Genomic DNA, 12,512 nt, shown 5'->3' with positions numbered 1-12,512 from the left:
CCTCACACCACCTCAATATACCCGGCAAGCCCGGTCTTCTGATGCTCAATCACGTGGCAATGGAAGGCCCATTTGCCGGGATTATCCGCCACCAATGCGACCTCAAGCACCTCGTCCTTCAACAGCAGTGCCGTATCCGTCATATTGGGCAGAACGTCACGCTTGTTCGACCGGATCGGCCGGAACGCCAGCCCATGCAGATGGATCGGATGCAGGTTCGGGCTTTCATTACGCAGGCGCAAAACAACGGTTTCCCCAAGGTTCAGGCGCGCCAAAGCCGCCGTGCCTTCCGACGCATCCCCAGCCCAAGGTTTGCGATTGATCGACCAAAACGTATAGCCAAGCGTGCCGCAAAACCCATTGTTGGGCAGATCGCCTTCCGGGGACCAACCAAAGACGAATTCCTCGACCCGAGGATTGGTCAGGTCAGGTTCAGACAGGGGATTGCGCGGCAGGGGTTTCAGTTCAGACAACACACGCCCTGCATCCTGCCCCACCGACGTCAAGACCGCCAATTCACGCACGCCACCCGGCACACGCGCCATCAATTTCACGGTCTCGCCTTCTGTTGAAGGCATGCGCAACGCCACATCCATACGTTGGCCCGGCGACAGGATCAAAGGATCATCACCAGACACCGGGAAAGGCACCGCGTAATCCACCGGATGGCCGTCCCATGCGATGATTTCGCCGTCAGTACCCACAAAATAAAGCTTATAGATCCGCGTCGTATCTGTCGCCGCAACCCGCATCCGCACAAGCGATCCTGCCGCGTGATCACTGCGTTGCACGTCTTGCCAATTCACCGCCATCACCGTGCCATGGGTGCCCCCACGTGCCGCACCACGCCCAGTATAAAGGTCAATGAATTGCCCCTCGCCGTTCAGGCGAAAGTCACGCAGGTTCAGCACCTCTTCGCTGTCAAAGCCAACATCATCCGCTTCTTCCACCACCAAAACACCGGTCAGACCAAGCGCCATTTGCGTCATGGTCATGCAATGCGGGTGATACCAATAGGTGCCCGCATCCGGCGGTGTGAATGTGTATTGAAAAATCTCTTTTGGGGCGATGGGAAATTGCGTCAGATATGGCACACCGTCCATCGCATTGGGGATACGCAGCCCATGCCAATGCATCGCCGTGTAATCCTCCATGCCGTTTTCCACATTGGCGACAAAGGCTTGCCCCTGTTTCATCCGCAAAACAGGCGGCGGGGCATCTGCGGCCAGACTGACCATGCCCTGGGTCACCTTCCCCGGCATCAGGCCATATTGCGCGGGCTGCACTTTCAGATGCTGCACCACAGGATCGGCCCCAGCCGCCCAAAGCGCACTGCCACCACCCGCAAGCGTCACGCCTGCTGCACTCATTTTTAGAAAATCACGTCTTTGCATCGCCTGTCCCCTATTGCATAGCCCGTCCGGCTTGCCCCTTTGTGAAAGGTATATGAGAGACTGGCTGCGGTGGGATCAGATCAACACCTGATCCCACCAATGTTCAATGCGGCAAATTCTCGCCGCGGACCTATCAGTTGTCCTGTGGAACGACGCGTAGGCCAAGTTCACGCAACTGGTCGCTCATGGCCTCACTTGGTGCATTCATCATCACGTCTTCCGCACGTTGGTTCATTGGGAACATGATCACTTCGCGGATGTTATCTTGTTCTGCCAACAGCATCACAATCCGGTCGATACCCGCCGCACAGCCACCGTGGGGAGGCGCGCCAAATTTGAACGCATTCACCATGCCGCCAAAACGTTTGTTGACCTCATCTTCGCCATAACCCGCGATTTCAAAAGCTTTATACATAATTTCAGGGCGGTGGTTCCGGATCGCACCAGACAGCAATTCATACCCGTTACAGGCCAAGTCATACTGATAACCCAGAACGTCCAAAGGATCACCGTTCAACGCTTCCATGCCACCTTGGGGCATAGAGAACGGGTTATGTTCAAAGTCGATCTTGCCGGTTTCCTCATCCTTCTCATAGATTGGGAAATCCACGATCCAAGCGAATGCAAAACGGTCCATATCGGTCAGGCCAAGTTCTTCGCCGATCACGTTACGCGCACGCCCCGCAACGGATTCAAACGCTTTAGGTTTACCGCCCAAGAAGAACGCCGCATCGCCAAGACCAAGGCCCAGCTGTTGACGGATCGCTTCTGTGCGCTCAGGACCAATGTTTTTCGCCAAAGGTCCAGCCGCTTCCAGGCCTTCGCCTTGATCGCGCCAGAAGATATAACCCATGCCAGGCAGACCTTCTTGTTGTGCGAATTTATTCATACGATCACAGAACTTACGTGACCCACCTTTGGGCGCAGGGATCGCACGGATCTGTGTGCCTTCTTGTTCCAGAAGCTTGGCAAAGATCGCAAAACCAGAACCGGCGAAATGTTCAGATACGATTTCCATTTTGATTGGGTTACGCAAGTCAGGCTTATCAGAACCATACCAAAGGGCCGCGTCACGATAGGAAATCTGTTCCCATTCTTGGTCAACTTTCTTGCCGCCGCCAAATTCTTCAAAGATCCCACCAAGAACCGGCTGGATCGTGTCGAAAATGTCTTGTTGTTCAACAAATGACATCTCTAGGTCGAGCTGGTAGAAATCTGTTGGTGAACGATCAGCGCGTGGATCTTCATCGCGGAAACATGGCGCGATTTGGAAGTATTTATCGAAACCAGACACCATGATCAGCTGTTTAAACTGCTGAGGCGCCTGTGGCAGTGCGTAGAATTTACCAGGGTGCTGACGGGAAGGCACCAAGAAATCGCGCGCGCCTTCAGGGCTGGACGCTGTGATAATCGGCGTTTGATATTCGCGAAATTTCTTATCCCACATGCGACGACGCATGGACGCCACAACGTCAGACCGCAGACACATGTTTTCCTGCATCTTCTCGCGGCGCAGATCAAGATAGCGGTATTTCAGGCGAGTTTCTTCAGGGTATTCCTGATCACCGAACACCATCAATGGCAGTTCTTGCGCAGAACCCAGAACTTCCAAATCGCGAATGAAAACTTCGATCTCGCCGGTTGGAATCGCTTTATTCACAAGGCTTTCGTCGCGCGCCATGACGTTACCATCAATGCGGATACACCATTCAGACCGTACTTTTTCAAGCTCTGCGAAAACAGGGCTGTCGGCATCCGCCATGATCTGCGTAATTCCGTAATGGTCGCGCAGGTCGATAAACAGCAATCCGCCGTGATCTCGCACCCGATGCACCCAGCCGGACAGGCGTACATTATCGCCCACGTTGGATTTGTTAAGTTCGGCACAGGTCTGGCTGCGATAAGCGTGCATTTCGCGTCCCCTTCAGGGTAAAAAATTAGTCCGGATTGATACACAGCAGACAGGCGCAAAAGTCAAGCAGACGGCGTGTCTGAGGCCGATATTCTGCCGTAATCTTCGTCCTCGGCCCAATTCGGCCATTTTATGATGCCAAATCACCTTGCCCGAAAGGCCGGCGCACATTAAACCGGGCGCAACTTTTGTTTTTATCCGGGAATGCTAAAATGCCCAAGACGACTGACTTTAACGACCGTATGCTGTCTCTGGGCCTTGCCCGCGTATCTGAAGCTGCTGCCCTTGCCTCTGCACGCCTTGTTGGCCGTGGCGACGAAAAAGCTGCTGACCAAGCCGCTGTGAACGCTATGCGCGAACAGCTGAACTTGCTGGATATCGCAGGTGTTGTGGTCATCGGTGAAGGCGAACGCGACGAAGCGCCAATGTTGTTCATCGGCGAAGAAGTCGGCACAGGCGAAGGTCCTGGCGTTGATATCGCGCTTGACCCGCTGGAAGGCACAACCCTGACCGCGAAAGACATGCCAAACGCTTTGACCGTGATCGCAATGGGCCCACGTGGCTCCATGCTGCATGCACCTGACGTTTACATGGATAAACTGGCGGTTGGCCCAGGCTTCCCTGAAGGCGTTGTGACTTTGGACATGTCGCCAAAGGAACGTGTTGAAGCCCTTGCCAAAGCCAAAGGTTGCGCTTGTGAAGACATCACCGTTTGTGTGTTGGAACGTCCTCGCCATGAAGACGTTATCGCAGGCATTCGCGAAACTGGTGCGGCGATCCGTTTGATTTCTGACGGTGACGTTGCGGGCGTTATGCACTGTGCGGAATCTGAAACCACTGGCATCGACATGTATATGGGCACCGGCGGCGCACCTGAGGGTGTTCTTGCTGCGGCGGCTTTGAAATGTATGGGCGGTCAAATGTACGGACGGCTTCTGTTCCGCAACGATGACGAACGTGGTCGTGCCTCAAAAGCAGGCATCACCGATTTTGACAAGATCTATACGCGCGACGAAATGGTCACCGAGGACGTATTATTCGCCGCAACTGGTGTGACGGACGGTTCTATCCTATCCGGTGTAAAACGCGAACCCGGCTGGATGACCACTGAAACCATCCTAATGCGTTCGCGCACCGGTTCCGTGCGTCGCATGGAATATCGCACACCTGTCGACGCTGTATAAACAGTGTTTGACGCCCCCGCTTTTCTGAACGTAGAAGCGTCGCTCACCGGGCGGCGCTGGCAGGGGCCGGGTGTCGAGATCGAGCGCCAAGCAGAAGCTATGGCGCAGCAAACAAAGCTGGATCCGGCCCTGTGTCGGACCCTCGCAAGGCTTGGCGTTTCAGCGATGGATGCGCCTGCCTATTTGGAACCCTCTCTCCGAGATTTACTGCCTGATCCCCGGTCCTTGTTGGATATGGAAAAGGCCGCTGCACGGTTTCTGTTGGCGGCGCAATCCGGTCAACGCATCGCGGTTTTCGCAGATTATGACGTGGACGGTGGCACCTCTGGTGCGCTGTTGATCCATTGGTTGCGCGAGCTTGGCTATCCTGTTGATCAACGTGCGACGCTTTATGTGCCCGACCGGATAGACGAAGGATATGGCCCCAACGCCCCTGCGATTTCAGAACTTGCTAAAGATCACGATCTGATCGTTTGTGTAGATTGCGGCACCCTGTCCCATGAGGCCTTGGCGGCGGCGGGGGATACGGATGTTATCGTCTTGGATCACCACCTTGGCGGCGAGACCCTGCCTGATGTGCATGCGGTGGTGAACCCCAATCGCCAGGACGAAAGCGGTGATCTGGCGCATCTCTGCGCGGCGGGCGTCGTGTTTTTAGCGCTTGTGGAGGTCACACGTCAAATGCGCGAAGCGGGCGCCAAAGGCCCCAACCTTTTGAACCTTCTTGATTTCGTTGCCCTTGGCACGGTTGCCGATGTTGCGCCTTTGATCGGTGTGAACCGGGCTTTTGTGCGCCAAGGCCTAAAGGTTCTGGCGCAGCGCCGTCACGCGGGTTTGGTTGCGCTTGCCGACAGTGCGGGCATGGATGGCCCGCCCACGTCATACCACCTTGGCTTTCTGCTTGGACCCCGTATTAACGCGGGTGGTCGCATTGGAAAGGCCGACCTTGGCGCGCGTCTTTTGGCAACGGAAGACGCCCAAGAAGCCAGCGCAATGGCGGCGCAACTTGAAACTCTCAATCGTGAACGCCGCGAGATCGAAAACCTGACGCGCGAAGTCGCAATGGATCAGGTCCAAAATCGCCTCGACGCCCATACGCCCGAGAACAACCAGCCCGCTGCACTTGCTTGGGCGGCCGATGATGGTTGGCATCCGGGCGTGGTGGGAATCGTTGCCTCGCGCATGAAAGAAGCCACAAATCTGCCCGCCATTGTCATTGGCTTTGATGGCGATGCGGGCAAAGGGTCGGGGCGATCCGTGTCGGGCGTTGATCTTGGTCATGCGGTGCAAAAATTGGTGGCAGAAGGTCTGCTGGAAAAAGGTGGCGGTCATAAAATGGCGGCGGGGATGTCCTTATCGCGGGCCCAACTTGAACCGGCTATGGCGCGGCTTGAGGAATTATTGGCAAAACAAGGCGCGGGTCTTGGTGGACCTGCGGCGTTGAAAATCGATGCCATGTTGATGCCGGGTGCTGCGCAAACGGATCTGGTTGCAAAAATCGAATCTGCGGGTCCTTTTGGTGCCGGTGCCCCTGGTCCGCGCTTTGCTTTCGCCAGTCAGAAAATATTCTTCGCCAAGCGGGTTGGAGAATCACATTTGAAGATCAGCTTTGGCGATGGCATGGGCCCGCGTATTGATGCGATTTGCTTTGGGGCTTTCGACACACCCTTGGGACACAGCCTGCAAGACCACAATGGCGCGCTGTTTCACTTGGCTGGACGTCTTGAAATCAACCGTTGGCAGGGGCGTGAAACGGTGCAGTTGCGTCTAGAAGACGCCGCTGAGGTTTAAGATACCTCCCATGGGTCCGGGCACAAAAAACTTTACAAACCACCACATTTTTTTGATTTTCCCTCTTGCCCCTCCCCCGCGAAGAAGCTAAATATCCGCTCACTGAACGGTGCTCCCTTCGTCTATCGGTTAGGACGCCAGGTTTTCAACCTGGAAAGAGGGGTTCAATTCCCCTAGGGAGTACCACAGTTACCCCATCTTACAAATTCCTACACGCTTTGAAATTCCTGCTTGAATTTCGCTGTTTGCATTTTTCGATAAGAAATTCGAAAGATATTATTTTTCCTCTTGCCCCGCGCAAAAGGACAAGCTAAATACCCGCTCACCGAACGGTGCTCCCTTCGTCTATCGGTTAGGACGCCAGGTTTTCAACCTGGAAAGAGGGGTTCAATTCCCCTAGGGAGTACCACGGTTATCCTTTCAGCGCTCAGTCTTTGATTAGATGATGATTGCGTATATTCCGCGCTTATCCCCCACCCCCACAAAAAATGCCGAGCCTGCATTTGCAGCCCCGGCATCATTGTATTGATCAGCATATATCGAGTTTAGGCGGTGTCGTCGCGGCTTTCAGCCAACTTTGTCAGCCAATCCGGGTCCATCTCTGGAACGGATGACAGCAACAGTTTCGTATAGTCGGGATAAGGCGCGGACATGATTTCATCTTTCGGGCCTTGTTCCACAACCTCGCCCATATACATCACGACGATTTCGTCAGAAATTGCCTCAACCGTGGCAATGTCATGGGTGATGAACAAATAGGTGATTCCATGCTTTTCCTGCAGCTTCATCAAAAGCTTAAGGATGCCTTCCTGCACGATCTGATCCAAGGCTGACGTCACCTCGTCACAGATGATGACCTCAGGTTCGGCCGCCAGGGCACGCGCAATACAGATCCGCTGTTTTTGCCCACCGGACATCTCAGATGGCAGACGATCGTAAAACGTTTCGTCCAACTCGATCATGTCCAGAAGTTCCAACACCCGCTGTTCTTTCGCAGCACCTTTCAGGCCATGATAGAATTCAAGCGGACGCCCGATGATTTCACCCACGGTTTGGCGCGGGTTCATCGCAGTATCAGCCATCTGATAGATCATCTGGATCTTCTGAAGCTGTTCCTTAGATCGGCCGCTTAACTCAGCCGGTAAGGCTTCGCCATTGAACATCACCTGCCCCGTCATCGGCGGCAAAAGCCCGGTGATCACACGCGCGGTTGTGGATTTACCAGACCCTGATTCCCCCACAATCGACACCGTGCGTCCACGTGGCACTTTGATGTTCACATCATGCAAAACCTTCAAGCCACGCCCATAGGCCGCATCGACACCATCGATGGAAAGCACAATATCATCAGACGGTTGCGCTTCCTTATGCAAAGCACGCACCGACCAAAGTGATTTGGTGTAATCCTCTTTTGGGGCGGTCAACATCTGGCGCGTTTCAGATTCTTCAACTTCCTTGCCGTAACGCAGCACTTTGATCGTATCCGCCATCTGTGCCACCACGGCCAAGTCATGCGTGATATAGATCGCAGCTGTATTAAATTCTTCCACGATCTTGCGCATAGACAGCAGAACTTCGACCTGTGTCGTCACATCAAGCGCGGTTGTGGGTTCATCAAACACGATCAAATCCGGGCGCGGTGACATGGCCATCGCGGTCATCACACGTTGCAATTGCCCACCAGACACCTGATGCGGGTATCGTTCGCCGATGGTTTCAGGGAAGGGCAATGTCAGCGCGGAATATAATTCACGCGCATCATCTTTCGCCGCCGCTTCCCCCTGCAAACCATGGGCAACCGTGGCTTCCACCGTTTGGTCAATCAGGCGATGTGCCGGATTGAAAGAGGCCGCCGCAGATTGCGCAACATAGGCCACACGAGACCCCCAAAGTGCGCGTTTTTCACTGTCCGTGGCCTTCACCAAATCGATCCCATCAAACATGATGGATCCACTTGTGATGCGGCAGCCAGGCTGGGTGAACCCCATACCCGCAAGGCCAAGGGTTGACTTGCCAGCACCAGATTCCCCAATCAAGCCAAGGACTTCGCCGCGACGCAATGTCAGGTCGACGCCCTTGATGATTGGGTTCCATTTCTCATCAGACCAGCCCTCGATGCGAATGTCACGCATCTCAAGAAGGATATCACCGGCCTTGCCTTCGTTTTGTTTGCTATCTTCACTCATCAGTTCAATCCTTCAGGCCACTGGTCATATGCAAGAACCAATCAACGACATAGTTCACAGCCACCGTGATCAGCGCGATTGCACCGGCGGGCAGCAATGGGGTGAGGCCAGATTTCAGGTCATATTGCACGAATTGCATCAGCGACGCGCTTTCACGCACCATAGATCCCCAGTCTGCGGTTGGGGGCTGAAGGCCCACACCCAAGAACGACAGTGAAGCGATGGTCAGGAACACAAACGAGAACCGCAGACCAAATTCAGCAACCAAAGGCGGCATGATGTTTGGCAAGATCTCACGGCGCATGACCCAGCCAAGGCCTTCCCCACGCAGACGCGCGGCTTCGACATAATCCATGACAACAACGTTCACCGCAACGGATCGGGTGATCCGGAAAACGCGCGTGCTGTCCAAAAGCGCGATGATGATGATCAAGCTTCCCGCGGTAGAGCCAAAAACCGACAGAAGCATCAGCGCGAAAATCAGGCTTGGGATTGCCATCAAAATATCAACGATGCGCGACAGAATTTGATCTGTCCAACCGCCCCGAATAGACGCCGCAAGACCAAGTGTGCCCCCAATCATGAAGGACAAAAGCGTGGTCGCAAGCGCGATACCGATGGTGTTTTGTGCCCCGTAAATCAAACGCGAGAATACGTCTCGGCCAATTTGGTCGGTGCCAAAGACATGCCCAGGTTCCCCCCAGGGCAGATAGGCGGCAAAGCTGTTGTCTGCTTCGCCATGTGGGGCAAGCCACTGGGCAAAAACGGCGACAAACAGATAGAAAGCAATGACGATCATGCCAAACCAGGCCGTCAATGGTGCCTTCTTCAAAGCGATTTTCATACGTTCCCAACGGGTGCGTCGGGTGATGGTGCTGGCAACCTCTGAGGCTGCCGAATAGGTGTTCGTATCGGTCATTGGGTGCCTCTTATTTCGGGTGCAGCAAACGTGGGTTCGTAACGATCCCAATGATGTCTGCGGTTAGGTTCAGCAAGATATAGGTCGCCGCGAAGATCAACGCACAGCCCTGCACAACAGGAATGTCACGCGATGCAACCGCATCAACCATCAACTGACCAACGCCCGGGTAAACAAAGACAACCTCGACAACCACAACGCCAACCACCAGATAAGCAAGGTTAAACGCGATCACGGTTGCAATCGGTGCCCATGCATTTGGCAGCGCGTGGCGTAGGATCACACGGATACGGCTTTGCCCCTTTAGGCGTGCCATTTCAATGTAAGGGCTGGCCAGAAGATTGATAATCGCAGCCCGCGTCATGCGCATCATATGCGCCACGATCACAAGGGTCAGGGTCAGGGATGGCAGCAATGACTTATGCACTTTTTCCCAAAACGGCATACCGTCCGTGATGTTCGCCAAAGTTGGCAGGCCCCACCAAAGAGCTGAAAACAGAATCAAGATGTAGGCGACGAAGAATTCAGGGAAGGAAATCGAGGTCAGCGTCATCGCATTCACCACCCGATCATAGATCGAATTGCGCCAAAGCGCGGCGGTGATCCCAAGGAACAAAGCCAGCGGAACCGCAACCATCGCGGTGATGCTTGCAAGGAACAATGTGTTTTCCAAGCGTGGTGCGATCATTTCCATCACAGGGCGTGAACGGTCTACACCGGAAGATGCGCGACCGGAGAAGGACGTGCCAAAGTCACCCGTTGCCACAGCGCCGACCCAATCAAGGTAGCGTTGCCATGCAGGCTGATCGAGACCAAGTTCACGCCGAAACGCTGCAACGGTTTCTTCAGTTGCGGCTTGGCCAAGCACGGCTTCACCAAAGTCGCCCGGCAAAAACTGAATTGCACTAAAAATGACGAGCGACACGAAAAACAGTGTCACCACCCCCAGCGCAAGGCGCTTTAGAATGGTTTGCAGAATTAAATTCACGATTTCCCCCCTGGCGCCCGCCTGCCATGCCTTGATGGTTGGCAGTTGTCCGGCGCTCCATGTTTGGGACATGCTATGCAGTGACTTGCCGATCTGTAAAGGCGCTTTCCCTATAATAATGTCGTTTTCAGTCCTCGCATGGGATGTCGGAAGCCTAAAAAACCAACCGTATACGAACGAACATGAAGATCGCATGTCGCTTTTGATGTAAAAGTATCCGCATATGCCACACCTCAATTTCGCATTAAAAACACAAAGCGTCGCATATAGATCTTTGCCACCAAAAACGGCACTTAACCCCAAGGAACCGTACAATTTTATTTGGCCCTTTGCGCGCGCCCGTGTAGCGTGCAGGCAAGAATGATAACCACCACAGGGAGACAAGGCATGCGTTCTCGCAAAGACCTCTTTATTCAACAACAGAAACAAAAGCTGACCGCTGGAACAATTTCCCGCCGCAGCTTTATGCAGTCCATGGTCGCAGCTGGCGTTGTGATCCCAACCGCTTTGGGTTGGGCCAGCCAAGCGATGGCCGAGACCCCTAAAAAGGGCGGTAAATTCGTTCAAGGTATCGCTGCTGGTTCCACCACCGACGTGCTTGACCCATCAACATATGAAAACAACTTCATCGGTTCCATTGGGTATCTCTTCGGCAACACACTGACCGAGGTGAACAACCGCAATGAATTGGTTGGCGAATTGGCCGAAACTTTCGAATCTGAAGATGCGAAAACATGGCGCTTCAACATTCGTCAGGGCGTTGAATTCCACAACGGCAAAACACTGACCGTTGAAGATGTGATTGCCTCTCTCAACATGCACCGCGGCGAAGATTCAACTTCGGCTGCAAAGGGCATCGTATCCCCGATCCAAGAAATCAAAGCTGACGGCAACACTGTTGTCTTCACCTTGGACGCGCCAAACGCCGACTTCCCTTACATGATGAGCGACTATCACCTGCAAATCCTGCCCCTGTCCGCAGATGGCACAATGGACGCGCATTCAGGTATTGGTACCGGCACATATAAAATTGACAGCTATGAGCCAGGCGTCCGCGCAACAGCCACACGTTTCGGCAATGCTTGGAAAGAGAATGCGGGTCATTTCGATGAAGTCGAAATCCTCGCCTTGCTTGACGCAACAGCACGCCAAAACGCTTTGCTGTCTGGCGATGTTCACGCGATTGACCGCGTAGATCCAAAAACGGTTGCCCTTCTCGGTCGCGCGCCAAACATCAACATCCAAGAAGTCACAGGCACATTGCACTATGTCTTCCCGATGCGTGGTGACTCAGCACCGTTTGACAACAATGATCTGCGTCTTGCGCTAAAATATTCCATCAAGCGTCAGGAACTTGTCGACAAGATCCTGCACGGCCACGGCGCACTTGGCAACGACCACCCGATTTCCACTGCGAACCGCTTCCACGCATCTGACTTGCCACAGCGCGAGTTCGACGCTGATAAAGCGCGTCACCATTATGCGAAATCCGGTCACTCTGGCACCATCGAATTGTCAGCATCAGACGCTGCCTTCGCCGGCGCCGTAGACGCCGCCCAGTTGATCGCAGCATCTGCACAAGAAGTTGGCATCGACGTGCAAGTTGTACGTGAACCTTCCGATGGTTACTGGTCCAACGTTTGGAACAAAAAACCTTGGTGTGCGTCTTACTGGTCTGGTCGCCCAACCGAGGATTGGATGTTCACATCCGGTTACGTTCAAGAATCAGAATGGAACGACACAGCCTTCCGCGACACGCCAAGTGCAGATCGTTTCAACGCGATCGTCACAGAAGCACGTTCCGAATTGGACCAAGACAAGCGTCGCGGCATGTATGCTGAAGCACAGCAACTTCTGTCAGACGACAGTGGTTCGACTGTTCCGATGTTTGCAAACTATATCATGGGCGTGTCCAAAGACGTTGCACATTCTGAAAACATCGCGTCCAACTGGACACTCGATGGCACCAAAGCAGCAGAACGCTGGTGGTTCGCATAAGCGAATCCCCTTTGGGTTGAAACAAGGGGCAGCGACTGAAAAGTCGCTGCCTTTTTTGTCTCAAAAGCGACGCGCACGGTCGCATATTCCGCCTAAAGAAAACAAAAGCGACATAACTGTTTATTTTACGACACCCTCCT

General features: G+C 54.0%; 8 protein-coding genes and 2 tRNA genes. 5 read left to right on the top strand and 5 right to left on the bottom strand.

Annotated elements, in window-relative coordinates; translation table 11 throughout:
• Nucleotides 1-2 precede the first annotated feature (2 nt).
• Nucleotides 3-1,394, bottom strand: a complete 1,392-nt coding sequence (locus RJ38_RS05145) for a multicopper oxidase family protein (RefSeq protein ID WP_039017829.1) — start codon at nt 1,392-1,394, stop codon at nt 3-5.
• Nucleotides 1,395-1,527: 133 nt separating this feature from the next.
• Complete coding sequence (gene aspS / locus RJ38_RS05140) at nt 1,528-3,306, bottom strand: aspartate--tRNA ligase (protein ID WP_039017828.1); 1,779 nt, start codon at nt 3,304-3,306, stop codon at nt 1,528-1,530.
• Nucleotides 3,307-3,518: 212 nt separating this feature from the next.
• On the opposite strand from aspS, the gene glpX reads away from it, so the two are divergent.
• From glpX to RJ38_RS05120, 4 genes are all read left to right on the top strand, one after another.
• Entirely contained in the window at nt 3,519-4,490 is a 972-nt protein-coding gene (gene glpX, locus RJ38_RS05135; protein WP_039017827.1) for a class II fructose-bisphosphatase, read from the top strand.
• A 3-nt stretch (nt 4,491-4,493) separates the two neighbouring features.
• Nucleotides 4,494-6,281 carry a single-stranded-DNA-specific exonuclease RecJ gene (gene recJ / locus RJ38_RS05130; RefSeq protein WP_039017826.1) on the top strand — a complete coding sequence of 596 codons (1,788 nt, stop codon included), beginning with the start codon at nt 4,494-4,496 and terminating at the stop codon, nt 6,279-6,281.
• A 111-nt stretch (nt 6,282-6,392) separates the two neighbouring features.
• Nucleotides 6,393-6,467 (top strand) — tRNA-Glu (locus RJ38_RS05125).
• Between the two features lie 148 nt (nt 6,468-6,615).
• Nucleotides 6,616-6,690, top strand: a tRNA-Glu gene (locus RJ38_RS05120).
• A 136-nt stretch (nt 6,691-6,826) separates the two neighbouring features.
• On the opposite strand, the gene RJ38_RS05115 is transcribed toward RJ38_RS05120, so the two are convergent.
• From RJ38_RS05115 to RJ38_RS05105, 3 genes are read right to left on the bottom strand one after another with little or no spacing between them, the layout of a single operon-like run.
• Nucleotides 6,827-8,467 (bottom strand): ABC transporter ATP-binding protein, encoded by a 1,641-nt coding sequence (locus tag RJ38_RS05115; RefSeq protein WP_039017825.1) that lies wholly within the window; start codon nt 8,465-8,467, stop codon nt 6,827-6,829.
• 4 nt (nt 8,468-8,471) lie between these two features.
• Entirely contained in the window at nt 8,472-9,386 is a 915-nt protein-coding gene (locus tag RJ38_RS05110) for an ABC transporter permease (RefSeq protein WP_039017824.1), read from the bottom strand.
• A 10-nt stretch (nt 9,387-9,396) separates the two neighbouring features.
• Nucleotides 9,397-10,374 (bottom strand): ABC transporter permease, encoded by a 978-nt coding sequence (locus tag RJ38_RS05105; RefSeq protein ID WP_039017857.1) that lies wholly within the window; start codon nt 10,372-10,374, stop codon nt 9,397-9,399.
• A gap of 387 nt (nt 10,375-10,761) precedes the next feature.
• On the opposite strand from RJ38_RS05105, the gene RJ38_RS05100 reads away from it, so the two are divergent.
• Nucleotides 10,762-12,372 (top strand): ABC transporter substrate-binding protein, encoded by a 1,611-nt coding sequence (locus RJ38_RS05100; protein ID WP_039017823.1) that lies wholly within the window; start codon nt 10,762-10,764, stop codon nt 12,370-12,372.
• The last annotated feature ends 140 nt before the right edge of the window (nt 12,373-12,512 follow it).

This window comes from Halocynthiibacter namhaensis (assembly GCF_000812685.1).
In the GTDB taxonomy this organism is placed as follows: Bacteria; Pseudomonadota; Alphaproteobacteria; order Rhodobacterales; family Rhodobacteraceae; genus Halocynthiibacter; species Halocynthiibacter namhaensis.
This window is presented reverse-complemented; position numbering and strand designations above follow the sequence as displayed.